Annotated in this window: 23 protein-coding genes; 8 read left to right on the top strand and 15 right to left on the bottom strand. The window is 48.3% G+C overall.

From position 1 onward, the window contains the following. The 6 genes from ACP7H9_RS06905 to lexA all read right to left on the bottom strand — a co-directional run bounded on the left by ACP7H9_RS06905 (position 1) and on the right by lexA (position 5540). Complete coding sequence (locus ACP7H9_RS06905) at positions 1-876, bottom strand: cytochrome c oxidase subunit 3 (RefSeq protein WP_011233519.1); 876 nt, start codon at positions 874-876, stop codon at positions 1-3. A gap of 12 nt (positions 877-888) precedes the next feature. Next, positions 889-1458, bottom strand: coding sequence for a cytochrome c oxidase assembly protein (locus ACP7H9_RS06910; RefSeq protein ID WP_439222450.1), 570 nt, complete (start codon positions 1456-1458; stop codon positions 889-891). Between the two features lie 6 nt (positions 1459-1464). Beyond that, complete coding sequence (gene ctaD / locus ACP7H9_RS06915; RefSeq protein WP_110013040.1) at positions 1465-3051, bottom strand: cytochrome c oxidase subunit I; 1587 nt, start codon at positions 3049-3051, stop codon at positions 1465-1467. A gap of 10 nt (positions 3052-3061) precedes the next feature. After that, positions 3062-4183, bottom strand: a complete 1122-nt coding sequence (gene coxB, locus ACP7H9_RS06920; protein ID WP_110013073.1) for a cytochrome c oxidase subunit II — start codon at positions 4181-4183, stop codon at positions 3062-3064. A 305-nt stretch (positions 4184-4488) separates the two neighbouring features. Next, on the bottom strand, positions 4489-4926 hold the full coding sequence (locus ACP7H9_RS06925; protein WP_153849499.1) for an SOS-response cell division inhibitor: 438 nt from the start codon (positions 4924-4926) through the stop codon (positions 4489-4491). After that, the gene (gene lexA, locus ACP7H9_RS06930; RefSeq protein WP_110013042.1) at positions 4923-5540 is read right to left on the bottom strand and encodes a transcriptional repressor LexA; all 618 of its coding nucleotides are present in this window, start codon (positions 5538-5540) and stop codon (positions 4923-4925) included. The genes ACP7H9_RS06925 and lexA overlap by 4 nt, the downstream gene beginning before the upstream one ends. A 131-nt stretch (positions 5541-5671) precedes the next feature. On the opposite strand from lexA, the gene plsB reads away from it, so the two are divergent. Next, the gene (gene plsB, locus ACP7H9_RS06935) at positions 5672-8194 is read left to right on the top strand and encodes a glycerol-3-phosphate 1-O-acyltransferase PlsB (protein ID WP_110013043.1); all 2523 of its coding nucleotides are present in this window, start codon (positions 5672-5674) and stop codon (positions 8192-8194) included. Here the strand turns inward: plsB and ubiA are convergent. Both ubiA and ACP7H9_RS06945 read right to left on the bottom strand, forming a co-directional pair. Beyond that, the gene (gene ubiA, locus ACP7H9_RS06940) at positions 8182-9033 is read right to left on the bottom strand and encodes a 4-hydroxybenzoate octaprenyltransferase (protein WP_110013044.1); all 852 of its coding nucleotides are present in this window, start codon (positions 9031-9033) and stop codon (positions 8182-8184) included. The two genes, plsB and ubiA, sit on opposite strands and share 13 nt — an antisense overlap. 1 nt (position 9034) lies before the next feature. Next, the gene (locus tag ACP7H9_RS06945; RefSeq protein ID WP_439222451.1) at positions 9035-9616 is read right to left on the bottom strand and encodes a chorismate--pyruvate lyase family protein; all 582 of its coding nucleotides are present in this window, start codon (positions 9614-9616) and stop codon (positions 9035-9037) included. A 78-nt stretch (positions 9617-9694) separates the two neighbouring features. Here ACP7H9_RS06945 and ACP7H9_RS06950 point away from each other — a divergent pair, with 78 nt between their 5' ends. Further along, positions 9695-10093: a flagellar basal body-associated protein FliL gene (locus ACP7H9_RS06950; RefSeq protein WP_110013046.1), complete on the top strand. Its 399-nt coding sequence runs from the start codon at positions 9695-9697 to the stop codon at positions 10091-10093. On the opposite strand, the gene ACP7H9_RS06955 is transcribed toward ACP7H9_RS06950, so the two are convergent. From ACP7H9_RS06955 to ACP7H9_RS06970, 4 genes are read right to left on the bottom strand one after another with little or no spacing between them, the layout of a single operon-like run. Continuing rightward, positions 10087-10911, bottom strand: coding sequence for a rhomboid family intramembrane serine protease (locus ACP7H9_RS06955; protein ID WP_110013047.1), 825 nt, complete (start codon positions 10909-10911; stop codon positions 10087-10089). The two genes, ACP7H9_RS06950 and ACP7H9_RS06955, sit on opposite strands and share 7 nt — an antisense overlap. Positions 10912-10914: 3 nt before the next feature. Continuing rightward, positions 10915-11253 (bottom strand): thiosulfate sulfurtransferase GlpE, encoded by a 339-nt coding sequence (gene glpE, locus ACP7H9_RS06960; protein WP_439222452.1) that lies wholly within the window; start codon positions 11251-11253, stop codon positions 10915-10917. Between the two features lie 7 nt (positions 11254-11260). After that, a complete protein-coding gene (tdh, locus tag ACP7H9_RS06965) occupies positions 11261-12286 on the bottom strand; it encodes an L-threonine 3-dehydrogenase (protein WP_439222453.1) in 1026 nt (341 codons plus the stop codon). Positions 12287-12296: 10 nt separating this feature from the next. Further along, positions 12297-13487 carry a glycine C-acetyltransferase gene (locus ACP7H9_RS06970; RefSeq protein ID WP_011233532.1) on the bottom strand — a complete coding sequence of 397 codons (1191 nt, stop codon included), beginning with the start codon at positions 13485-13487 and terminating at the stop codon, positions 12297-12299. Positions 13488-13664: 177 nt separating this feature from the next. On the opposite strand from ACP7H9_RS06970, the gene coaD reads away from it, so the two are divergent. After that, positions 13665-14165 carry a pantetheine-phosphate adenylyltransferase gene (gene coaD / locus ACP7H9_RS06975; RefSeq protein WP_011233533.1) on the top strand — a complete coding sequence of 167 codons (501 nt, stop codon included), beginning with the start codon at positions 13665-13667 and terminating at the stop codon, positions 14163-14165. A gap of 6 nt (positions 14166-14171) precedes the next feature. Here coaD and ACP7H9_RS06980 read toward each other — a convergent pair whose 3' ends face one another. Next, positions 14172-15491, bottom strand: coding sequence for a sodium-dependent transporter (locus ACP7H9_RS06980; protein WP_110013049.1), 1320 nt, complete (start codon positions 15489-15491; stop codon positions 14172-14174). Between the two features lie 207 nt (positions 15492-15698). Between ACP7H9_RS06980 and pckA the strand changes: the two genes are divergently transcribed. The 3 genes from pckA to ACP7H9_RS06995 all read left to right on the top strand — a co-directional run bounded on the left by pckA (position 15699) and on the right by ACP7H9_RS06995 (position 19546). Continuing rightward, positions 15699-17300 (top strand): phosphoenolpyruvate carboxykinase (ATP), encoded by a 1602-nt coding sequence (gene pckA, locus ACP7H9_RS06985; protein ID WP_011233535.1) that lies wholly within the window; start codon positions 15699-15701, stop codon positions 17298-17300. A gap of 99 nt (positions 17301-17399) precedes the next feature. Then, positions 17400-18344, top strand: a complete 945-nt coding sequence (locus tag ACP7H9_RS06990; protein ID WP_286830420.1) for an ABC transporter ATP-binding protein — start codon at positions 17400-17402, stop codon at positions 18342-18344. Then, positions 18341-19546 (top strand): ABC transporter permease, encoded by a 1206-nt coding sequence (locus tag ACP7H9_RS06995; RefSeq protein ID WP_286830422.1) that lies wholly within the window; start codon positions 18341-18343, stop codon positions 19544-19546. The genes ACP7H9_RS06990 and ACP7H9_RS06995 overlap by 4 nt, the downstream gene beginning before the upstream one ends. Before the next feature lie 69 nt (positions 19547-19615). On the opposite strand, the gene ACP7H9_RS07000 is transcribed toward ACP7H9_RS06995, so the two are convergent. Further along, a complete protein-coding gene (locus ACP7H9_RS07000; RefSeq protein WP_286830424.1) occupies positions 19616-21634 on the bottom strand; it encodes a S9 family peptidase in 2019 nt (672 codons plus the stop codon). Positions 21635-21672: 38 nt separating this feature from the next. Then, on the bottom strand, positions 21673-22293 hold the full coding sequence (gene fabR, locus ACP7H9_RS07005; RefSeq protein WP_110013054.1) for an HTH-type transcriptional repressor FabR: 621 nt from the start codon (positions 22291-22293) through the stop codon (positions 21673-21675). A 153-nt stretch (positions 22294-22446) separates the two neighbouring features. Between fabR and ACP7H9_RS07010 the strand changes: the two genes are divergently transcribed. After that, positions 22447-23586: a fatty acid desaturase gene (locus ACP7H9_RS07010; RefSeq protein WP_439222454.1), complete on the top strand. Its 1140-nt coding sequence runs from the start codon at positions 22447-22449 to the stop codon at positions 23584-23586. 114 nt (positions 23587-23700) lie between these two features. Next, complete coding sequence (locus tag ACP7H9_RS07015; RefSeq protein WP_011233541.1) at positions 23701-24018, top strand: flagellar basal body rod C-terminal domain-containing protein; 318 nt, start codon at positions 23701-23703, stop codon at positions 24016-24018. Positions 24019-24056: the final 38 nt, after the last annotated feature.

Genomic DNA, 24056 nt, shown 5'->3' on the forward strand with positions numbered 1-24056 from the left:
TTAGAGTATGTAAACCACGACGAACAGGCATAACCAAACGACATCAACAAAGTGCCAGTACCAGCTGGTCGCCTGAAAAGCGAAGTGGTTATCTGGTGTAAAATGCCCCTTCAAAACCCTCAGGAACATGATGATAAGCATCACGGTTCCTAAGGTTACGTGCATACCGTGGAACCCGGTGAGCATATAAAAGGTGTTGCCATAAACACCGGAATCAAGCGTTAGATTTAAATCTTGGTAGGCATGCACATACTCAGCGCCTTGCAGATAGAGGAAAATGCAACCCAGAATAATGGTAACGCCCAGCATTGCGGTTAGCTGTTTACGTTTATTTTGTTCCAGGCCTGTGTGAGCAAAGTGACAGGTCACTGAACTGGCCAACAAAATAAGCGTGTTGATAGCCGGCAGACCATACCAACCCATAGCCTGGGTTTCAGTGCCGCCTGGTGTTTTTACCAACGGCCATTGCGCAACAAACTCTGGCCACAGAACCTCATTGGTCATAGCATTGTTACTGTCTCCTCCCAGCCACTGAACGGCAATAACGCGAGCGTAGAAAAGGGCACCAAAAAAAGCAGCAAAGAACATGACTTCGGAGAAAATAAACCAGCTCATACCTTGTTTGTAGGAGTCGCCGAGTTGGTTACTGTATTTACCGCTCATGGATTCGTTGATTTGGTCACGAAACCAACCAAAGAGCATGACGGCTATAACGACTAAGCCAATGGTCAATACAGTACTGCCATAACCATCCTGCTCTTTGCTCATATCAATAACAGTGTGTCCAGCGCCCCAGGCAATTAAGCCTAGCCCAACTGCACCAACAATTGGCCAGGGACTGGAAGCAGGAACATAATAACTTTGTTGTTCTGCCATAACGTCGTTTCCTTATTCTGTTTTTAACAGCTGAGCAATTGCTTCAGCCGACGTATTGGCTGTCATATCGTACAGCGTGTATGACAGGGTAAAGGTCGTAATATGATCGGGAATGTCCGGGTCCAGATAAAACTGCATTGGCATTTCTGTTTCAGCGCCAGCGGCCAGCGGTTGCTGGTTAAAGCAAAAGCATTCTACTTTGTTCAGGTAAAGAGAGGCTTCCGCAGGCGCTACAGATGGAATAGCCTGAGCGATCATGTTTGAGGAAGTCGGGTTTCCTGCTAAAAAATTAACTACTTTAACTTCACCCGGATGAATCTTGACTTGCTTGATCGATGGCTCAAACTTCCACGGAATACCTTTGGCATTGCGTGTCAGGAATTGCACCGTGACCGTGCGTGATTCATCCACTTCAATCTGTTGATAAACCGCTGCCTCGTTACTGGTACGACCGTTAAAGCCGGTCACTTCACAAAATACGTCGTAAAGTGGTACCAGCGCGAAGCCGAATGCGAACATTCCAGCGACTGTCAGTAACAGTCGCTTAACCAGAATGCTGTTGTCGGGACGCTGTTCAGACATGATTTATCACTCCACTTTGGGCGGTTTTTCAAAGGTGTGATAAGGCGCTGGTGACGGGACTGTCCACTCGAGTCCTTCTGCGCCTTCCCATGGTTTAGCTGCGGCTTTTTCCCCACCTTTAACGCACTTGATAGCCACCCAAAGGAAGATAAGTTGTGATAACCCAAAGGCAAAACCGCCGATACTTGCTATCTGGTTAATATCAGCAAACTGCGTGGCGTAATCCGGAATACGTCTTGGCATACCGGCAAGTCCTGCAAAGTGCATAGGGAAGAACAGCACGTTTACGGAAATAAGCGATGTCCAGAAGTGAGTTTTCGCCAGCGTACTGTCGTACATATGCCCGGTCCACTTAGGTAGCCAGTAATAAGCCGCTGCCATAATAGAGAAAATGGCACCTGTGACCAAAACATAGTGGAAGTGGGCGACGACGAAGTACGTGTCGTGATACTGGAAGTCAGCGGGAGTTATAGCCAGCATTAAGCCGGAGAAACCACCTATGGTAAACAGGATCACAAACGCCAGCGCAAACAGCATGGGTGTTTCAAAGGTCATGGAGCCGCGCCACATGGTGGCTACCCAGTTAAAGATCTTCACTCCGGTGGGAACCGCAATGAGCATGGTGCAGTACATAAAGAACAGCTCAGCAAACACTGGCATACCGGTGGTGAACATATGGTGAGCCCACACCAGGAAGGACAGTAAGGCAATGGCCGCCGTGGCATATACCATGGAGGAGTAGCCGAACAATCGTTTGCGGGCAAAGGCCGGGATAATTGCTGAAATGATACCGAAGGACGGTAAAATCATGATGTAAACTTCCGGATGCCCAAAGAACCAGAATATATGCTGGTACATCACTGGGTCACCACCGCCAGCGGCGTCAAAGAAACTCGTACCGAAGTATTTGTCGGTAAGCAACATGGTAACGGCACCCGCCAGTACTGGCATTACGGCAATAAGCAGAAAAGCCGTAATAAACCAGGTCCAGACGAACAATGGCATTTTCATGTAATTCATGCCCGGTGCGCGCATGTTCATAATAGTCACGATGACGTTAATAGCGCCCATAATGGATGAAATACCCATAATGTGTACTGAAAATACGAACAATGCCGTTGAATCCGAGCTGTAAGTTGTGGAAAGCGGTGCGTAAGCTGTCCAGCCAAATGCCGGGCCGCCACCTTCCATAAACAAAGAACCCAGCAAAATCATGAAAGCAAAAGGTAAAATCCAGAAGCTCCAGTTATTCATCCGGGGCAGCGCCATATCTGGTGCGCCAATCATCATGGGGATCATCCAGTTAGCCAAGCCCGTAAAAGCAGGCATAACGGCACCAAAAATCATAACCAGACCATGCACCGTGGTCATTTGGTTAAAAAACTGGGGTTCAACAAGTTGTAATCCGGGTTGGAACAGTTCCGCGCGAATGATCATTGCCATAGCGCCGCCCACCAGGAACATGGTGAAGCTAAACCATAAATACATCGAACCAATATCTTTATGGTTCGTTGTAAATAGCCAGCGACCAATACCAGACGGCTTATGATCGTGGTGTGTATCGTGATGTGTCTCTTCCACTACAGTGCTCATCACCGTCTCCTTATTGATTCATGACTTCGTTAATATCGGCGGCCTGAATCAGGTCTCCGGTATCGTTACCCCAGGCATTACGCTCGTAGGTGATAACTGCGGCTAACTCGCGCATGGAAAGCTGACTTCCAAAGGCTTGCATAGCCGTGCCGGTAACGCCGTTAACAACGGTGTCGATGTGTTTGTCTATGGCTTCAGGATCTACCGCAACGCCTGAACCAGCAAGTGCCGGGAACACGCCGTTTACGCCTTGACCGTTAGCCTGGTGACAAGCTGCACAAGTACTGTTGTATACTTTCTCACCGAGGTCCATGAGTTCGTCTTCTGACATTTCCATAGCAAGCAACTCTTGTTCACGTTCGCGTGCTTTACGTTGCTCTTCTTCTTTCTCGGTAATCCATTTTTCGTATTCGGCGGGCTCCTTCGCTATAACAACGATGGGCATGAAGCCATGGTCTTTGCCACACAACTCGGCACATTGACCACGATAAATTCCGGGCTCATCTACCCTAGTCCAGGTTTCATTAATAAAACCGGGGTTCGCGTCTTTTTTAATGGCGAAGTCAGGAACCCACCAGCTGTGAATAACATCATCTGAGGTAACCAGAAAACGCACTTTCTTATTGGTTGGAATAACTAACGGACGGTCCACTTCGAGCAGGTAGTTTTCGCCTTTCTCAAACTGATTATCAATTTGTTCTTGCTGAGTGGCTAAACGGCTGAAGTATTCGACCTCATTTTCAAAGTATTTGTAGTGCCATTTCCATTGCGATCCGGTGACTTGCACCGTTACATCTGCATCTGAAGTGTCTTCCATGGCAATTAGTGTCGTGGTCGCCGGCACTGCCATACCTGCAAGTATCAGCAGCGGCACTATAGTCCAGGCTATTTCTACTTTGACGTTTTCATGGAAATTGGAGGGGGTTGGGTTCTTCGACTTCCGGTGTCGGATCATCGAAATAAACATGAGACCAAATACAATCACGCCAATCACACAGCAGATGTAGAAAATCGTCATGTGGAGATCGTAAACCCGGTTACTCACTTCAGTGACACCTTGGGTCATATTGAGACGCGACTGAGCAGCAGCCGGTAGACTCGTTAGCGCCAATAGTGCCCACAAAGGCTTCATTTTCACGTGGCTTCTCCTCTTATTCTTCAATGAGACAGCAAAGCAAGTTTTGCTAGCCTGAATTAGAAGAACAAAGAGGTAAGCAGAAAAAGGTACAGCTTCTCCCCAGAAATCGCTTTCTCTACTGACTCTTTGTTGTAGTTATCGTTGTTATATTATTTTTATATTCGGGTACTGCATTTATTAACGAATTTACAACGAAAGATCCAGATCAAATCACACGAACGAACAAAAAATAAGCGGATCTGTTAAAAAAAGGCTGCAAAAGCAGCCTTGGGGAAGAAAACACACTAACAAAGGTGGGGTTAGTGCAGGTGGGATGTCAGTGTGTTTTTATCAAACAGAAAATACTGTGTTTCGCTTAATTTACTGGCCATTTTCGCACGCTGCCAGGTGCGACTGGAAACAGAATCAAGATAACCGATAACCATACTGCTGGTACCAGCGAGTAGAGCTTGCTCCAGCGCCCATTCACAGCGCTCAACCGAGTGACTCCGTAACCAGCGAATTTGAGATTCAGCAACGCCACAAGCGATAAGCTGTTGAATGACGTTTTTGTCGCCGCCAATAACTGTTACCCACTGGCTGGGTTTTTGTTGTAACGCGCGCTGCACAACTGGAGACAGACTATCGACGTCGAATGAATCCTGACTGCTTTTCGCATCCATAGGGAAGGGTGATACTGACGTTTCAGCAGTCCACAGACCCGGATGATGTAATTTTTGCTGATATTGAGTTTTCATAAGGTCGCTCCGTTTCTGATCACACCCACCGCAAGCCCTTCAATGGCAAAAACTTGCTCTGCAAGATTGACAGTAATGGTCGAGAAATCGTTATTTTCGGGGTGAAGCAAAATAGTTTTTCCGCGCTGTTCAAAACGCTTTACAGTGACTTCGTCTTCAACTCGTGCAACGACTATTTGTCCGTTACGTGCTTGTTCGGTTTTATGTACAGCCAGTAAGTCACCGTCTAAAATTCCAATGTCTCTCATGCTCATACCGTTTACTTTTAGTAAGAAACTGGCGGCAGGATGAAACAGTGATTCGTCAATTTTGTAATGACCTTCAACATGTTGTTCAGCCAATAAAGGTTCGCCCGCTGCAACCTGGCCTATTAACGGCAGACCATCGGCGATATCGTAGTCATCGCCGACAAGGCGAATGCCGCGAGACATGCCGGGTAGTATTTCAATAACGCCTTTACGGGCCAGCGCTTTCAGGTGCTCCTCTGCGGAGTTGGCAGAGCGAAAACCCAGCTTATGAGCAATTTCGGCACGAGTCGGCGGCATACCGGTTGCGTGCAGATTATCCTTAATAAGCTCAAGAATTTCAGATTGTCTTGGTGTTAACGGGCGCATAATGTACCTGTTTATTTGTACAGTGATACTGTGAGTATATACAGGTAAATTGATTTCGCAAGTAATTTCTTGAACGACATTTTTACACGAAGTTGGTATCCTGTATTTCTGTTTAAAACAGAGGTCTCTATATGAAAGGAATAAGCCGCTTTTTCCCAATTTTTAAATACCCGTTACGCTGGTTAACGCGCTTTCAGGAAATTTGGGATGGTACTGAAGAAGAGCATTCAGCAACTGTTGGCAAGCCAATTGTCTATGTAATGCGTTCAACCTCTAAAGCGGATCTATCCATTTTGCAGCGGGCGGCGCAGAAGCGCGGTTTGCCAGACCCTGTCGACCCTCTTGAGGTTAATGGTAAAACCTATAACCGAATCATGTACCTGGAAGAGCTGGCGAACGAGGTATCTGATCAAACGGTATCCGAATTTCACCAGTTATTAACCCTGCATAAAGACCAGCCGGAGCTGGATGTGCAACTGATACCTGCGGGCGTATTCTGGGGCCGCCAGGCAGGAGAAGAGGCGCATGCCGGTAACACCATGACCGGTGACTTAGATAACCCGGGCCATTGGCGTAAATTCTGGCTGGTAATTTTTTCTGGTCGACAAGTGTTGCTGCGTTTCTCTCGTTCGGTGAGTCTGGGCACTATGGCGCGTGACCACGGCACTGATATGCGTATTGCGCACAAATTAGCGCGGGTAGCGCGTGTTCATTTCGTACGTATGCGCCATGCCGTTGCCGGCCCTAAACTGAGTCAGCGCAAAGAGCTGATGTCAGCACTCATTAATACGCCGGCGTTAAAAAAGGCTGTATCGGATGAAGTCAGAGGCAAAAAGATTAGTGAAGAAGCCGCCCGCAAGCGCGCTTTATCTTATATCGATGAAATAGCCGCCAACTATAATTCAACACTTATCCGGGTGTTAGATCGTTTTATGACCTGGATGTGGAACCGGATTTACAACGGCATCCATGTAAAAGGCGGGGATACGATTAGACGACTGGCGCAACAAGGGCACGAAGTTATCTATGTGCCTTGTCACCGCAGCCATATGGACTACTTGCTGCTCAGCTACGTTATTTATAAAGAAGGCCTTGTACCGCCGCATATCGCGGCTGGCGTGAATCTTAACTTTTTCCCGGTTGGCGGTATTTTCCGCCGTGGTGGTGCGTTCTTTATTCGCCGCAGTTTTCGTGGCAATAAACTGTATTCAGCGGTTTTTCGTGAATATTTGTGCTGGTTGTTCCAAAAAGGCTACCCGGTGGAATACTTCAGTGAAGGCGGCCGCTCCAGAACCGGCCGCTTATTGCCGCCTAAAACCGGTATGCTGGCAATGACCGTGCAGGGCATGTTGCGTGACCAGCAACGGCCAGTGTCACTGGTACCTGTTTACCTTGGTTACGAGCATATTATGGAAGTAGCGACTTACCTGAAAGAGCTTAAAGGTAAGGACAAAGAAAAAGAGTCGGTTTTTCAAATTCTGAAAACCGTTGCCAAGCTGCGCAACTTTGGTCAGGGTTTTGTGACTTTCGGTCAGCCTATTAATTTAAAACACCATTTGGACAAAGTGGCGCCGAACTGGCATGAGTCGGTCACCCGTGGGGCACAGGAACCGGAACGTCCAGGCTGGTTGAACCCGGTGGTGAGTGGCTTAGCCGAGCAAGTTATGCAGGGCATTAACGATTCAGCGGCGGCTAACAGCGTTAACCTTACCGCATTAGCTTTGCTAAGTTCAGAGCACCATGCGTTGATGAAAGAAGAACTGCTTGCTCAGCTGGACGTTTATTTGGGTGTGCTGCGCGAAGTACCTTACAGCAATATGATGAGCGTGCCGGACGAGACACCGGAAGAGCTTTGGCAGCAAGCTTTGCGTACTGACAAATTTACGGTCAATAGCGATACTATGGGTGAAGTCGTCTCGCTGGAGCACATGACAGCCATAGCCATGACTTACTATCGGAATAATATTCTTCACTTGATGGTGGTTCCCGGCATTGTTGCGTCAATTATCATGGCGAAGAAAAAAGTGAGCGTGGCTGAAATTGCGGCGCGGACACAGGCAATTTATCCGTCGTTAAAAGCTGAACTTTATTTGAGTCATAATGTTGAAGACCTACCGCTCTGGACAGAGGCTCTTGCCGAAGAGTTGGCACGCCAGCAGTTAATTACATTGGAAGATGGCATTTGCACCATTGCGCAACGGGAAAGTGCGCAGTGGTATCGGTTGCGGTTATTGGCCAACAGTGCCAGTGAAACCTTGCAGCGTTATTGTATTGTACTTGAGTTGCTGCAACAGGCGCAGCCCATCATGCGCGCGGATCTCGAAAAGCAGTCTATTACCCTGGCCGAACGTTTAAGTTCCATTCACGGCATCGATGCGCCGGAATTTTACGATAAGAAAGTCATGTCGACGCTCATTGCCAGTTTAAAACAGCAAGGTCTGGTAGAAATTAATGACGACGGCCAGCAAATTGCTGCCGAGCCGGTGGGCGAGCTCAGCGATCAGGTCGATGAGCTCATTGACGGTCCTGTGCTACAAACCATTCGTCAGTCGGTTGAGCAGTTCGTTCAGCAGTTGAAAGAGCAGGCCGAACATGAACAAAAAGAAGCACCCAAAGAAGAGCAAAAGCCGACTGAGAGTAATCAGAACCAGTAATGCACGGCTAAGCCAATAGCGAATACCATGCCAATATAATGGTTATGCAGAAAAGCCTGGAAGCACTTTCCGGGCTCTCTGTGTCGTATTAGCCAGTGCTGGTAAGCAAACAACAGAAAAATAGCCGCTAATGCTAGCCACACCCAAAGTTCAACGGTAATTAAGTGCAATACCCAGCCCAATAAGGCCAGAGTCGCGAGTTGCATCAAGCCAATAGCCAGACGGTCGAAGCGACCAAACAAAATTGCCGTGCTCTGCAGGCCTATTTTTAAGTCGTCTTCGCGGTCTGCCATGGCATATTCGGTATCGTAGGCGACCGTCCAGAGAATATTGGCAAGAAATAGTAAGCCAGCAATAAACCATTGGTCAGATTCCAGTGCGGTAAAGGCCATGAGAATGCCGAAGCTAAAGGCGATGCCCAGCACTATTTGTGGCAAATGCGTCCAGCGTTTACAAAACGGGTAAAGTGCCGCTACGCCGGCGGCGAAAAAGCTGAGCATGACCGTTTCAGTGTTCAGTTGCATAACCAACCCGAAGGCAATGGCTAACAGGGCGATGAAACCTATCATCGCTTCAGTTGCCGATATTCTTCCCGCCGGAATAGGACGCTGGCGCGTGCGGCGTACGTGACCGTCATAATTACGGTCGGCAAAGTCGTTAATAACACAACCGGCAGAGCGCATGACAAAAGTACCGAGCAAAAATATGACGACGATACGCAGGGGCGGCTCGCCAGCTCCGGCTATCATGAGTGCCCAGATGGTCGGCCAGGCAAGTAAATAGGTACCAATGGGTCTGTCCGCACGCATTAACTGCCAAAAAGCGACTAACTTTTGCATACTAACTCCTGTTATTCGGCGAAGAGTAAAGTGGCGACGGCTGCAGAAATATTTCACTGACTAACAGTTGCTCACCGCCCGTTGAAAATATTCGGCGTCTGCCGAGCAGTCTCTGGTTTTGCTCAAACCATTGCCGATTAAGCTGAGCAACCGGGTGTGTCAACACAACCTCTGCCACTTCTATGTGCCCGCAGTGTAAGTCGCTACGGGCAAATAAAGACTCACCCAGAGACTGGTTCCCCAGTTCCTGTAAATTCAGTGTATTAGAGTTTTCGGCGCTGAGTGAAAATAGACTGCGCGCAAAAACCCAAGGCTTTTCATTACAGTATAGTAGAACTTCCCGAATAACGACTTGGTCTTTACCTTTTAACCTTTGCTTTTCTTCAGTGTTAGGGGCAAGCAATTGCTGGCCCAGTAACTTAACGGAGAACTGCTGGCCTACCTGCTTCAGACGTTCTGTAAGCGAACCTTCGTAAAGCAGCCAGTCGGCTTGTGTGGAGGTTAATTCAAGTTGTTCGGGCGGCATCCATTGCAGTGCTTTGCTAACTGGAAAAACCGGGGTAGCATAAAACTCTGTTGTCATTTGTGTTGGCGTTATTAAGCTCTGTCGCTATGATAGCAGATAGAACTTAATTGAACAGCAATCGGGCCGGGTAGGGCTATGAAACTTCTGATAACAGTATTTGCCAGTATTTTTCTTTGGTTCAGCAGTGTAACGGTGGCGTCGGCAGACGACGTTTCGTACTACGGCTTTGAGCCTGATATCACCACCAATTACCTGAAAGAGGGAAACGATTACCGGTTGGGTTTCATTCGGGTTGCTATTGAAGTGATGGTGCCGGACCCCAGTTACGTTAGTGTGGTAGAACACCACGCGCCTTTATTGCGTAATGCCTTTGTGTCAATTTTAAGTACCGCGACCGAACGTCAGGTGCGAACCATGACGGGACGCGATCAACTTCGTTTAAAATGTATAGAAAGAGCAAAAGAACTGATGCAGCAGGAAACCGGTAATCCAGTTATCCGCGATGTTCTTTTTACCAAGTACATTTATCAGTGAAGCGGCCGCATTTTAGGGTTTAACCAACGCACTACAAAACCTGCGAAACAGCCGGAAAGCAGCCCGGCCAGATGAGCCTCGTTAGCAACATTTATCCATAGCATGTCGGTGTAGCCAATTACTAACCACAGCAGCATGAAGATAATCAGCCCCGGTGGCAGATACAGCGGCGTTGGGCGATTGAAGCTGTATATCCAGCAGAAACCAAGCAAGCCATAGACCACACCGGACAGCCCACCAAAGTTAGGGCCATTGAAAAGGTACTGAATAACGTTTGCAGTAATACCGCAGAATAACAGCAGAGCCAGTAACCAGGATATACCCAGAGAACGTTCAATACGACCGCCCAGATACCACCACCAGAAAATATTAAATACCAGATGAAGCAGCGTAAAGTGCATCAGTACGGGCGTAATAAAGCGCCAGGGCTGATCGTAGGGAAGCGCCGAAAAATATTGGCTGATCCTCAGTGTCTCCAGTACGGTTTCGGGGTACATTTGCACCATCCCAAACACCAGCAACGCCAGAACCGCGACAATTCGGGTCAGCCAACCGCTTTGCTGCAGCAAACTAAAAGACAGTGATGATGAACCTCGTTCCGAAGTTCGCTTTGCTTGAACGGGCGCAGCGGCTAGCTCTGGGTTATCTTTAAACTGTTGAATCAGTGTTTTAGCGGCAGCTTCATAACTGCTCTGATGTAACCATAATTCCAATTGCTCACCGCGTTCAGTAACGCTGACTGGCATGCCTTGCTGACGTAAATACTGATACAGCTTGTGCATCCAGTCTGAGTCGCGGCTGCTGAGCAATCGTCGCATGGTTTACTCCCTTTCGTTCTCTTTATGAAAAGTGTGTTCAGGAAAAGACATGGACCAGGCCGTGTAACCGCCATCCATGCTGTGTACATCAGTGAAGCCGTTGCCTGCTATGTAATCAGCAGCACCCTGACTGCTAATGCCATGGTAGCAAACCACAATCACTTTTTGGTTTTTATCAACCGAACTCAGGAACTGCGGCAGGTTGCTGTTATCCAGGTGTTGAGAGCCCGGAATGTGTCCCGCAGCAAAGGACTGCGGATCACGGATATCAACAAAAACCGCATCGCCATTTTGCCAATGCTCGACGGCGATGGGTAATTCCATTAGCTGATAATTGCTCATTTACGCATTAATCCCAATTCAGTATGACTTTGCCGGAGTGGCCTGAAATCATGGTTTCAAAGCCTTTCTCAAAATCATCAATAGGCATTTCGTGCGTTAAAATAGGTGAAATATCCAGCCCTGACTGCAGCAAACTGGCCATTTTGTACCAGGTTTCAAACATCTCGCGGCCATAAATGCCTTTAATAACCAGACCTTTAAAAATAACCTGGTTCCAGTCTATAGCGATGTTTTCTGGTGGAATGCCCAGCATGGCAATTTTGCCGCCATGGTTCATGGTTTCCAGCATTTGTGAGAAAGCTGATGGCACACCTGACATTTCCAGACCCACATCAAAACCTTCTTTCATGCCGAGTTCAGTCATTACGTCGGACAGCTTCTCTTTGCTAACGTCCACTGCGCGGGTAACGCCCATTTTACGAGCTAAGTCCAGGCGGTATTCGTTGACGTCGGTAATAACCACGTGGCGTGCGCCAACGTGACGGGCAACGGCTGCTGCCATAATACCAATAGGACCCGCACCGGTAATCAGCACGTCTTCACCCACCAGGTCAAAAGCCAGGGCGGTGTGAACCGCATTACCAAATGGGTCAAATACAGCTGCCATTTCATCAGTAACGTCATCTGGAAGTTTAAAAGCGTTTTCAGCTGGCAGTGCCAGGTATTCTGCAAAAGCACCCGGACGATTCACACCCACACCATAGGTATTGCGGCATAAGTGACGACGGCCGGCGCGACAGTTACGACAGTGACCACAGGTAATGTGACCTTCTCCGGAAACGCGGTCGCCAATTTCAAAGCCACGAACACCGTCGCCCATAGCGGCAACTTCACCCACGTACTCGTGGCCGACCACCATAGGCACCGGAATGGTTTTCTGCGACCAGTCGTCCCATTTATAAATGTGAACATCGGTACCGCAAATGGCGGTTTTCTTAATTTTAATCAGCAAATCGTTGTAACCGCATTCCGGCCTTTCAACGTCCGTCATCCAAATGCCGGGTTTTGCGTGCAGTTTTGATAAAGCTTTCATTCTTTACTCCTTAAATCACACCCAGCTCTTTACCAATACGGGTAAAGGCTTCAATGGTGCGATCCAGTTGTTCACGTGTGTGTGCCGCAGACATCTGCGTGCGGATACGAGCTTTGCCTTTAGGAACGACAGGGAACGAAAAGCCGATCACATAAATATCTTCCTCTAACAGGCGGTCTGACATTTCAGAGGCCAGTTTGGCGTCGCCGACCATGACCGGAATAATGGCGTGGTCTGCGCCACTTAAGGTGAAGCCTGCGTTCGTCATTTGCTCACGGAAGTAGCTGGCGTTTTCCCACAGTTGACTGCGCAACTTGCCGCCTTCGGCCAGCATATCCAGTACACGAATAGATGCCTGCACAATGGCAGGTGCTACTGAGTTAGAGAACAGGTAAGGGCGTGAACGCTGGCGTAACCAGTCAATAACTTCTTTCTTACCTGAAGTGTAACCACCAGAAGCACCACCCAGCGCTTTACCTAAGGTACCGGTGATAATATCAACACGGCCAATAACGTCGCAGTATTCATGTGTGCCTTTACCGTTTTCGCCCAGAAAACCAGTTGCGTGACAGTCATCCATCATGACCAGTGCGTCGTATTTGTCGGCCAGGTCGCAAATACCTTTTAAGTTGGCAATAACGCCGTCCATTGAGAAAACACCGTCGGTAGCAATTAATTTATGGCGCGCACCGTCTGCGTCAGCTTGCTTCAGCTGTGCTTCTAAGTCTTCCAGATTGTTGTTTTTGTAGCGGAAGCGTTTCGCTTTACTCAAGCGAATACCGTCAATAATGCTGGCGTGGTTGAGCTCGTCACTAATAATGGCGTCTTCCGGGCCCATTAGGGTTTCGAACAAACCACCGTTGGCGTCAAAACACGAGGAATACAGAATAGTGTCTTCCGTACCTAGAAACTCACTCAGTTTTTGTTCCAGTGTTTTGTGAATGTCCTGAGTACCACAAATAAAACGCACTGAAGCCGTACCAAATCCGTGTTCGTCCAGACCTTGCTTGGCGGCTTTTATTAAGTCCGGGTGGTTTGCCAGACCCAAATAGTTGTTAGCGCAGAAGTTGAGTACCTTGCGGTTATTCACCGTAATTTCAGAGCTTTGGTCCGAACTGATAATACGTTCTTTCTTGTACAAGCCTTCGGCTTTGGTTTCGGCCAGTTGGTCGGCCAGTTGCTGATAAAAGGCTGAGCTCATTTTTTACTCCACTATTTGAAAACGTAAGTTACCCTCTAGTTTACTGATGTTAGTCGCAACTCGCATCCTTAATTTGAATATCGGGCTTTTGTTTAGTGTGCACTTGCGTGTACTCTTTAGGCCAAATGAAAAGCGTGCAAATAAAGTGCTTGCACAAATAACGGTTTAGGAGACTCTATGCACCGCCGAGCAATTTATCCGGGAACCTTTGATCCTATTACAAATGGCCATGCCGACTTAATTGAACGAGCCGCCAACTTGTTCAGTGAAATTGTTGTGGGTATTGCAGAAAGCCCCAGTAAAAAGCCGCTGTTTAGTCTGGAAGAGCGGGTTTTGCTGGCGCAGCAAGTGACTGAAAACCTCGATAATGTCACTGTCGTTGGCTTTTCCGGGCTGTTAGTGAACTTTGCCAAAGAGTACGAAGCAACAGTGCTTATTCGCGGGTTACGCGCGGTGTCTGATTTTGAATACGAATTTCAGCTAGCCAATATGAACCGACGTTTGGCGCCGAATCTGGAAAGCGTGTTTTTGACGCCGGCCGAGGAAAACTCGTTTATTTCTTCTTCTTTGGTAAAAGAGGTGGCGCTGCATGGCGGCGACGTATCCGGTTTTACTGACGCGCGAGTGGCGTCAGCACTGGAACAGAAGTTTTCCGGTAAGCGTCCGGGTAAAAGTTAACCCAGCTTAACCAAAGGCTACGTGATAAAACACGATGCTCATCAGTACCGGACATAAATAACGGATATGCCAGCGTAACAAGGTTAAGCCGACACTACCCGCAGCAATAGCTTTTAAGTGATTGCTGCGGTGCCATAACCAGCCTACCACCAGCAAGTAGAATAACCCTGACAGCGGCAGCTGGAACTGTGTTACCGCAGTAACAACCCAGCCAAACAGCGGTTCAAAGAACAGTATTAGTAGCAGCGAAAACACCGCAATAACGCTTAGTGACAGGGCGGTTGCTACTGGCCGTTTCAGTTTGCGCTCTTCTATGCAGTAAGACACCGGTACTTCGGCCTGAGCAATGGTCGAGGTTAGAGCGGCAATACTCAGCAACATAAAAAATGCAAAAGCCACAAAAGGTCCGGCAACGCCCATGCTATTAAATAGCTCTGGCAGTACCGCAAAAATGAGCTGGCCTTCGCCAATGAGTTTAGAGCCTTCGCCGACATTAACGCCCAGATGGATACCCGCGTACAGAGCAGGAATAATGAGCAACCCGGCTAAAAACGCAATAAAGGTGTCCAGTGCCGCTACGGACAAGCTTAAACGGCCTAAGTTAGCACCGGGCTTCAGATAGGAGCCGTATATCATCATGCCGCCCAAACCAATAGAGAGCGAGAAGAACGCCTGGCCCATAGCCGCCACTAAAATGCTGGTGTCAGTCATGAGGCTGAAGTCGGGGACAAGGTATTTTTTCAGGCCTTCGTCGGCGCCGGGTAAGGTCAGCATGTAGGCAATAAGCGCTACCAGTAAAACGACTAAGGTAGGCATCAGACGCTTTGACCAGCGCTCTATACCCTTTTCCACGCCCTGAAACACTACGTAAGCGGTGGCGAGTAAAAATACAGCGGTGAAAATTAAGTCGCGGGTTAGTGAGCTGTTCAGCAAAAATTCGGCAGCAACTTCAATACCAAAGCCACGAGCCAGAAAGCCTAAAGCGTGAACTAGCATCCAGCCGGCCACCACATGATAAAAGCTGAGCATTAAGCAGGAGCCCAGCACATTAAGGTAACCCATTAAGCGGCCAATAGGGCGGGCGCGTCCTTCGGACAGCTGCGTTAAGGAGCGAACCGGGTTCGCCTGCGCACTATGGCCTATCAGCATTTCGCTGTATAAAGCGGGTATGGCAAGTATAAAGATTACGCAAAGATACACCAGCAGGAAGGCGCCGCCGCCGTGGTTCGCAACCTGAGTAGGGAAGCCCCAAATATTTCCCAGGCCAACGGCAGAGCCCGCGGCTGCTAATATAAAGCCAATTCGGCTGTGAAAGGAGTCACGCATAAATGATCAGAAACCCACTGCTGCATACAAAAGTCAGGCGGGCATTCTAACGAACTGGCAAAATTTTGCTCTATCTTTTTTTACACAATCAGGTTAATATTCGCGCCCTGAAAATTAGCCAGTAACCAAACTGTAAAACAGGATTTTTTACGCTGTGTTGCTGCTGTTAACGTTAACGAACGACCGTAATCTCAGGAGCCTTACGTCATGCCTAATCTGGATCTGAGCCGCTACGGCATCACAGATGTCGAAGAAATTGTCCATAATCCGTCCTACGACCTGCTATTCGAAGAGGAAACTCGCGACGACCTGCAAGGTTATGAAAAAGGAACGGTAACGGACCTGGGTGCGGTTGCTGTCGATACCGGAATTTTCACCGGACGTTCCCCTAAAGACAAATACATTGTCCGCGATGACACAACTCGCGATACCGTCTGGTGGGCTGACCAAGGCAAAAACGACAACAAACCACTATCGACCGAAACCTGGAATGAACTGAAAGGTTTGGTCACTGAGCAGTTGTCGCACAAACGTTTGTTTGTGGTTGATACCTATTGCGGTGCTAACGAAGACACTCGTCTTGCAGTTCGCTTCATTACCGAAGTGGCATGGCAGGCGCACTTCGTGAAAAACATGTTCATTCGCCCAAGCGAAGAAGAGCTGGAAAACTTTGAGCCAGACTTCGTTGTCATGAACGGTGCTAAGTGCATTAATCCGAAGTGGCAGGAACAGGAACTGAATTCAGAAAACTTTGTGGCGTTTAACTTAACTGAAAAAATTCAGTTAATTGGCGGCACCTGGTACGGCGGCGAAATGAAAAAAGGTATGTTCTCAATGATGAACTACTTCCTGCCGCTAAAAGGCATTGCTTCTATGCATTGCTCTGCCAACGTTGGTCAAGAAGGCGACGTGGCTGTTTTCTTCGGCTTGTCAGGCACGGGTAAAACCACCCTGTCGACTGACCCGAAACGCGCACTCATTGGTGACGATGAACACGGTTGGGATGACGACGGCGTATTCAACTTTGAAGGTGGCTGCTACGCAAAAACCATCAACTTGTCGAAAGAAGCGGAACCGGACATTTACAACGCGATTCGTCGTGACGCTTTATTAGAAAACGTTGCTGTTGATGACAACGGTGTTGTCGACTTTGATGACAACTCGAAAACCGAGAACACTCGCGTGTCTTACCCTATTTACCACATTGACAACATTGTTAAGCCGGTGTCTAAAGCGGGTCACGCGAAGAAAGTTATTTTCCTGACAGCCGATGCCTTTGGCGTATTGCCTCCGGTTTCTAAGCTGACTAAAGAGCAAGCGCAGTATCATTTCTTGTCCGGTTTTACTGCTAAATTAGCCGGTACTGAGCGTGGTGTAACCGAACCTACACCTACTTTCTCCAGCTGTTTTGGCGCGGCGTTCTTAAGCCTTCACCCAACGCAGTACGCGGAAGTATTAGTGAAGCGTATGGAAGCGGCTGGCGCAGAAGCCTACCTGGTTAACACTGGCTGGAACGGTACCGGCAAGCGCATTTCTATTAAAGCGACTCGCGCTATTATTGACGCCATTTTAGATGGTTCAATTGAAGATGCTGAATTTGTGCAGTTGCCTCACTTTAACCTGGCTATGCCAACTGAGCTGGCCGGCGTTGAAGACAGTAGCATTCTGGACCCACGTAAAACATACGAAGATGACGGTGAGTGGGACGTTCGCGCCAAAGACTTAGCCGAACGTTTTGTCGCAAACTTTGAGAAATTTACTGATACCGATAACGGTAAAGCGCTGGTTGCCGCAGGCCCTCAGCTGTAAATTCATAGTTTGAAACAAATTAAAGGGCTCGTAACACTTGTTACGGGCCCTTTGTCTTTCTAAGATAGGCGCTTCTTAAGCAAATAACAGAAAAATAACATGCGCCTTTCAGTTAATAATGTCACTAAGCGTTACCGCACCGTAACGGCGGTAGACGCTATCTCCCTCGATATTCAGCCCGGCAAGATTCAGGCGTTACTCGGTCCTAACGGCGCCGGTAAGTCGTCCCTGGTTCGTATGCTGGTCGGCCTGACCCAACCCGACGAAGGTGAGATCCTCGTTGAGAATAACGGCGAGAGTATAGAGCTGACCTATCACGACTTCGCTTATCTGCCTGAAGACCGCGGTTTGTATCAGGACCGAACCATACTGGATAACCTGAATTATATTGCCAGTTTGCGCGGGTTGAAGCTGAGCGATATACGCAGCGATATTGATAATTGGCTGGAGCGGTTCGAACTGACTGATCGCAAAGATGAGCCCTTGCGTCAGATGTCTAAGGGAAACCAGCAAAAAGTACAACTTATTGCCACGCTGCTGCACGACCCTCAACTGGTTATTCTGGATGAACCCTTTTCGGGATTGGACCCGGTAAACCAGGAGCACGTGCTGACGGTATTGAACGAACTGCGTGAACGGGGCAAGACTGTGGTACTAAGTGCACACCAAATGGAGCTGGTTGAACGCTTAGCCGACACCATGTTGCTCATGAATAAAGGACGGGCGGTAGCTCAGGGCAGCTTGCAGGAAATTCGCAATACCTTGCTGCCTAAGCCTGTTTATCGGGTTACGACCAAAGCTCAGTTGGCTTTGGATAGCTGGCAGGGCGTTGAGCAAATAGAGTTCATGCGCAAGGTGAGTGAAGAACAAGTGGAGATAACTTTTCGCACCGATGCCGGTATAGACGAGTTGTGGCCACAATTGGCACAGCAGGTATCGATTAAAGCCTTTGCGCCGATTCAGCCCGGGTTACATGATTTATATCTGGATACGATTCGTCGGCAAGCGAGTGATGAGAGAAGCAGCGAGGAGGCGCGGTCATGAAACAGACGAGTCCGGGTTATTTTAAGCAGTTAAAAGCCATTTCGTGGTGGGAGTTTAAGCGCTTCTTTAAGTGGAAGCAGGAACTTTTGTCTATTGTCATTTTGGTCGGCATTTTTGCCGTGAGCACTGGCTGGGGCGCAATAGCCCAGCTTTTGTCGGATGAATATCACGGAGCTATTTTCTATGAACAAGGCAAACCACAGTCTTGGGAGTTTGAAGCACCAAAAGACTTAAGCCTTCGCAGTGCTGGCACTATGGAAGTGGAAGGATGGAAAGCGCAGCTACCGGAAGACTTAGATGCATTAATTGTCATAACACCGGAGTTAACCGCAAAAGTCTGGGTTAAGAAGTCTCAGACCTGGCAACAGGAATTGCGCAGCGAATTACAGGATCAACTGCAGGATCTGCGCATTCAGCAGTTACCACTGGCACCGGAAGAAAAAGCGGTTATTGATGAAAAGCCGGAAATTGCGTTTTCTATTGAAGAAAGCGAAGAAGCTTCCATTGACGATGCTAACGACGGTTCAGCCAGTATGCTACTGGTGATAATAATGGTTGGGGTTTTTACTGGTTTCGGTTTGATGATGATGTCCATAACCGCCGAGAAGCAACAGCGTGTAACCGAGCAGTTGTTGACCATTGTGACACCGACTCAGTGGATGGATGGCAAAATTATTGGTATTACCTTGCACAGCCTTAAATCAATGCTCTTTATCGGTTTAATGATTTTGGGCGTAAGCCTGGTCGTTGCGGCACTGTCCGATAAGAGCGGTTCAGGTCTGGACTGGGGCATTGGCACAGGTCTGTTGAGTCTTATCTTTGTTTTATTGGGCACGGTCTTAATTAACGCCTTACTAGCGGGTTTTTCCGCAACCATCGATGACCCTAACCACTCGTCCCGCAGTACGGTGATGCTTGTACCCATGTTGCCAATATTTCTGAGCTTTAGTGTGGTAAGTGAACCTGACTCGACCTTAGCTACCGTAATGAGCATTCTGCCGATTAGCTCCTTTGCCATGATGCCGGCGCGTTTGTTGCAAACTGATGTCGCGGTATGGGAATGGTTGCTGAGCCTGGTATTACTGGCGGCTTTTGTATACTGGATGCGCAATGTGGCGGGCAGATTATTCGCTATGGGTATTCAGTACTACGGAAAAGAACCGGGCTGGAAGGAAATATGGCGAGCCGTTTCTGGTAAATAAGGACGTTTAGGATAAAAAAAGCCGGGAGCTTCAAAATGAAGTATCCCGGCTTTTTATTAGGAACTGGCTTTATTTAAGCTGTTCAGCGTGTGGTAATTCAAACGAGGGTTTTTCCTCAGCTTTTTCTACCAGGAAGGTATCCATCCAACGCATAAAACGCATGCTGTAATCTAGCTGCGCTGCTACTTTGCGGTTGCCGTGGCCTTCGCCGGGGTACAACACTAAGCGAACCGGTACATTACCGTGAGTTTTCAGATAACGGTACAATTCCATAGACTGTGAAGGGTGTACACGAGTGTCTTCTTTACCATGCATAATAAGAATTGGCGTACGCGCCTTTTCTGCGTGATAAATTGGGCTGCGCTCTAAGTACCATTCCCACTTGTCCCACGGATAGCTACGGGCATGCACAGCGTGCATTTCTTTGGCAATGTCGGTGGTACCAAACTTAGATAAGTTGTCGCTGATACCCACAAACATAACGCTGGCTGCAAAGTGCTCGGTCTGTGCCGTTGCGCCCCAGGCTGAAGCGTAACCGCCGTAAGAACCGCCAGTGATACCCACACGAGACTCGTCGGCTAAACCAATTTCTACCAGATGTTTTTTCGCATCAACAATGTCATCGAACTCTTTACCGGCGTAGTCGTTCTGACCCAGCTTAGAGAACTCAACACCACGACCGGTACTGCCACGGTAATTCGGGAAGAACAGGGCATAACCTTTGGCTGCAGCATGTTTAACCGGCGACGCATAGCGATCTAACCAGCCGTTGCTGTAATGCGACTCAGGACCACCGTGAATCACCATCATGGTCGGGTAGGTCTTGCCTTCTTCGTAGTTGGTTGGGTAAACCACAATACCTTCCAGCTTAAGCCCGTCGCGTGCTTTATAAGTCATGGTTTCCTGACGAGGCATATCGATCTCGGCCAGCCAGGGGTTAGAGTCGGTTAAACGCTCCAGACGACCATTGCTGTATTTGAATGCTTCGCTCGGGTGGCTAGGACGGTGACCGGTTAAAACAAATTCAGATTTGCCGGCTTCGCCGTCCAGGCTGGTGAAAATGGCTTCACCCAACTCTAACAGGCTGCGGCTTTCTAGAAACTTAAGCGTTAATGCCTGAACTTCGGTTTCGGTGCCACGATGACCTAACCAGATAATTTCTTCATCGGTACGCCAGCTAAAGTCTTTGACTGCGCCTTTGTAGTCAGGCAACACGTTGCGGTGCTCTTGCTCGCGAGTGTCGTAAACAAATAAAGAACCAGCAGAAGGATCGTTGTAGTCAGCAGCGCGGATCATGGCCAAATAACGACCGTCCGGTGAAAATTCTGCACGACCAAGCTTGCCTTCACTTTCAAAAGAAGTGACTACTTCGCCGTCCAGACTAATAAGCTGATATTGGCTGCTCATGTAATTGTCATCGATAAGCGAAGTTGGTGCGGTACGAACCAGTAGCTGTTCGTTATTCGGGTGGAAGCTAACCGAAAGCGCGTGCTGGTCGTCGGCGGTAACCGCTTTGGCCTCAGCGTCTTCCTGACCCAATGAAACATGGTAAACCTGAGTATAGGTTAAGTCTTCTTCGTAGACTTCGGCTTTAAAGCCTTTCTTTTCAAGTTTTTCTTCATCGCTGTCTTTCGCGCCTGAAGACAAAAAGACCAGTTGCTCGCTGTCATCACTCAACGCGTAGCTGCCAATATTGCCGTCAAATTCAAACACCGACTGAATACCGCCGCCGTGCACAGGCATGCGGTAAAGCTCCTGATACTCATCGCCTTCTTCTTTGGCAGTAAAGTACAGGTATTCGCTTTGCGGACCAAAGCTGACCCGGCCGAACTTTTTGTCTTTACTCAGGTAAGACGTTTCTTCGCCTTCAGCGTTAATAAGCACTAACTCACTGTAGCTGGAGCCGTCGTCATCTTCGTACGGAGTGCGGGGTGTTGAGCGGATAACCGCAGTGAACTGACCATCCGGCGACAATTGAGCCGAACGAATGGCTTTGGTGGTTACGGTTTCCATTAGCGTCATTTCGCGGGCATCAATATCGGCCGCCAAGACTGCTAATGCCATACCGCCTACAGCACGTAAAAGCATAATGTTCTCCAGTTTCTTGTTCTGATTAAGATTGTTTTTTATGACTCTCGTTTTAGTAATCGGCGAGTCGCTTCGGCGCCCCGGGCAACTAAGCGAACTTGCAGAATCGTTTTTTCGGTAATAATTTCGCGCTCTTCTTCGTCTACGTCAAAGCAGTCGGCACCGGCGCTGAATACAATTTTGGCAATAGTGTCCGACTGTAACTCGGCCAACTCGCGGCTAAACGACTGTTCGTTAACTAAATAGTCTTCCAGTTCGGCCTTGAAGTGATCTATTTCGCGCACTACCGCCAAACGAAAACTGCGTGAGCGGCCTGAACGCTCCTGCAACAACAACCTGAAGGTAGCGGTGTTGTCTGCGACAAACTGCATAAAAGTTTCTATAGATACCCGAATAATTGAGCCGCCGGATTCAATGCGCTGACGCGCCTGGCGTAATAGTTGGCGTAAAGCCAGACCGCATTCGTCCACCAAAGTAAGCCCTAACTCATCCATGTCGCGAAAATGTCGATAAAAAGAAGTAGGAGCAATACCGGCTTCACGGGCAACCTCACGCAGGCTCAAACTGGAGAAACCGTTTTCGGCGCTTAATTGGTTCATTGCCGCGTTAATTAACGCCTGTCGGGTTTTCTCTTTCTGCTTTGCGCGAATTCCGGCCATAGTCGTATAGTCATCTTTGCGTGTATATTAAGAATGATAACACAGCTTTTTACACTTTTACCGCTTGTAATTTGAACACGAAACACGTACATTCAGCGTACAGGTGTACGCTATTAGACGCCTGCCTTTATTTGAATGTTTTAGGTTATATGCATGCAAAAGATTTCTGAAAAGCCCCCCATTATCTGGTTAAACACCCTGGTGTTCTCTATTACCTTTATTGTCGCCATTGTTGGTGTACCTTTATACGCATACAGCGTTGGCATTGGTGCCGCGTTTTGGTGGGTTATGTTGGGCACGGCGTGTTTCGCCGGCTTATCTATTACTGCGGGCTATCATCGCCTGTGGGCGCATCGTACATACGATGCAAACCCGGTAATTCGTTTTATTTTTGCCATTGGCGGTGCGGTTGCGCTGCAGAACAGTGCGCTTCACTGGTCTTCTGACCACCGTGAGCACCACAAGCACGTTGATGACAACGACAAAGACCCGTATTCAGCTAAGCGAGGCTTCTGGTATTCGCATATTGGCTGGATGATCCGTGAATATCAGGCGAGCCGTTATACTGACTACGATAACGTTAAAGACCTGCAGAAAGACCCCATTGTTATGTGGCAGCACAAGTATTACTTGCCGCTAACCCTGTTTGTGAACTTTGGCTGGCCAATTGCCGCCGGTTTCATGCTGGGCGACGTGTGGGCTGGCTTATTGGTTATTGGCGTGTTGCGTCTGGTGCTAAACCATCACACCACGTTCTTTATTAATTCGCTGGCGCACATTTGGGGTAAACAGCCTTATACCGACAAAAACACTGCGCGTGACAATGGCGTGCTGGCGTTTCTGACATTTGGTGAGGGCTATCATAATTACCACCACATTTTTGCTGCGGATTACCGTAACGGTATTCGCTGGTGGCAGTTTGACCCAACCAAATGGCTGATCGTAGCCAGTAAATGGCTGGGGCTGGCGAAAAACTTAAAGCGCAGCTCGCCGTATCAGGTCGAGCGGGCGAAACTGCAAATGCAGTTAAAACGGGCTCAGCAAAAAGCACTCTCGGCGCCGGAGTCATTGTTTGACAGAGCTCAGGAACACTATGACCAAATGGGTCAGCATTTGAAAGCTTACTATCAGGCTCGTAAAAAGCTTCTGGATACTAAAGCTAAAGCCTTGAAAGAACATGTGCATCACGATATTGATGCGTTGAAGCGTCAGGTTGATGAAATGAAGGCTTCGCTGGAAATGCAAAAACGCTCCTGGAAAGCACTGTTAAACCAAATTCAGCAGCACGCGTAATTATTGGTTGAAATTGCGACGAATGGCATTTGTCAGTACTTGAAAATGTTTAAAATATAAACGATACTGACAAATACATTCGTAGTAACACGCCCTAGTGTGTGGGAGGAAACGATGGAAATTGGTGCAGCAATGAACTCAGGCTTGCAGGGTATGCAACGTGCAAACCAGCAGGTATCACAAGCGAGTCAGGAAATTGCGTCTGCTTCAACATCGGGTCGTAATGATGTTCAGCAGCAAAGTAATGCCGTCGCAAATGGTGCGCAGGCTGCAACTGAAACTGCGTCAGAAACCAGCCAAAGCGTTACGGCTGCCAACACAACTGATTCTTTGGTTTCATTAAACCAAGGGCAGACCAACTTTGAGTCAAACACCCGTACGGTAGAAACTGCCGACGAGATGTTGGGCACAATGATTGATACCAGCGCTTAATGTTCTAACATGAATATCTCACCAGCGTTACCGCCTAT

Source organism: Idiomarina sp. ST20R2A10, assembly GCF_051842345.1.
GTDB lineage: Bacteria > Pseudomonadota > Gammaproteobacteria > Enterobacterales > Alteromonadaceae > Idiomarina > Idiomarina loihiensis.

Bases quoted from the DNA above. Each gene is read 5' to 3' on its own strand.
- ACP7H9_RS06905 (WP_011233519.1), bottom strand. From the start codon at position 876: ATGGCAGAACAACAAAGTTATTATGTTCCTGCTTCCAGTCCCTGGCCA.
- ACP7H9_RS06910 (WP_439222450.1), bottom strand. From the start codon at position 1,458: ATGTCTGAACAGCGTCCCGACAACAGCATTCTGGTTAAGCGACTGTTA.
- ctaD (WP_110013040.1), bottom strand. From the start codon at position 3,051: ATGAGCACTGTAGTGGAAGAGACACATCACGATACACACCACGATCAT.
- coxB (WP_110013073.1), bottom strand. From the start codon at position 4,183: ATGAAGCCTTTGTGGGCACTATTGGCGCTAACGAGTCTACCGGCTGCT.
- ACP7H9_RS06925 (WP_153849499.1), bottom strand. From the start codon at position 4,926: ATGAAAACTCAATATCAGCAAAAATTACATCATCCGGGTCTGTGGACT.
- lexA (WP_110013042.1), bottom strand. From the start codon at position 5,540: ATGCGCCCGTTAACACCAAGACAATCTGAAATTCTTGAGCTTATTAAG.
- plsB (WP_110013043.1), top strand. From the start codon at position 5,672: ATGAAAGGAATAAGCCGCTTTTTCCCAATTTTTAAATACCCGTTACGC.
- ubiA (WP_110013044.1), bottom strand. From the start codon at position 9,033: ATGCAAAAGTTAGTCGCTTTTTGGCAGTTAATGCGTGCGGACAGACCC.
- ACP7H9_RS06945 (WP_439222451.1), bottom strand. From the start codon at position 9,616: ATGACAACAGAGTTTTATGCTACCCCGGTTTTTCCAGTTAGCAAAGCA.
- ACP7H9_RS06950 (WP_110013046.1), top strand. From the start codon at position 9,695: ATGAAACTTCTGATAACAGTATTTGCCAGTATTTTTCTTTGGTTCAGC.
- ACP7H9_RS06955 (WP_110013047.1), bottom strand. From the start codon at position 10,911: ATGCGACGATTGCTCAGCAGCCGCGACTCAGACTGGATGCACAAGCTG.
- glpE (WP_439222452.1), bottom strand. From the start codon at position 11,253: ATGAGCAATTATCAGCTAATGGAATTACCCATCGCCGTCGAGCATTGG.
- tdh (WP_439222453.1), bottom strand. From the start codon at position 12,286: ATGAAAGCTTTATCAAAACTGCACGCAAAACCCGGCATTTGGATGACG.
- ACP7H9_RS06970 (WP_011233532.1), bottom strand. From the start codon at position 13,487: ATGAGCTCAGCCTTTTATCAGCAACTGGCCGACCAACTGGCCGAAACC.
- coaD (WP_011233533.1), top strand. From the start codon at position 13,665: ATGCACCGCCGAGCAATTTATCCGGGAACCTTTGATCCTATTACAAAT.
- ACP7H9_RS06980 (WP_110013049.1), bottom strand. From the start codon at position 15,491: ATGCGTGACTCCTTTCACAGCCGAATTGGCTTTATATTAGCAGCCGCG.
- pckA (WP_011233535.1), top strand. From the start codon at position 15,699: ATGCCTAATCTGGATCTGAGCCGCTACGGCATCACAGATGTCGAAGAA.
- ACP7H9_RS06990 (WP_286830420.1), top strand. From the start codon at position 17,400: ATGCGCCTTTCAGTTAATAATGTCACTAAGCGTTACCGCACCGTAACG.
- ACP7H9_RS06995 (WP_286830422.1), top strand. From the start codon at position 18,341: ATGAAACAGACGAGTCCGGGTTATTTTAAGCAGTTAAAAGCCATTTCG.
- ACP7H9_RS07000 (WP_286830424.1), bottom strand. From the start codon at position 21,634: ATGCTTTTACGTGCTGTAGGCGGTATGGCATTAGCAGTCTTGGCGGCC.
- fabR (WP_110013054.1), bottom strand. From the start codon at position 22,293: ATGGCCGGAATTCGCGCAAAGCAGAAAGAGAAAACCCGACAGGCGTTA.
- ACP7H9_RS07010 (WP_439222454.1), top strand. From the start codon at position 22,447: ATGCAAAAGATTTCTGAAAAGCCCCCCATTATCTGGTTAAACACCCTG.
- ACP7H9_RS07015 (WP_011233541.1), top strand. From the start codon at position 23,701: ATGGAAATTGGTGCAGCAATGAACTCAGGCTTGCAGGGTATGCAACGT.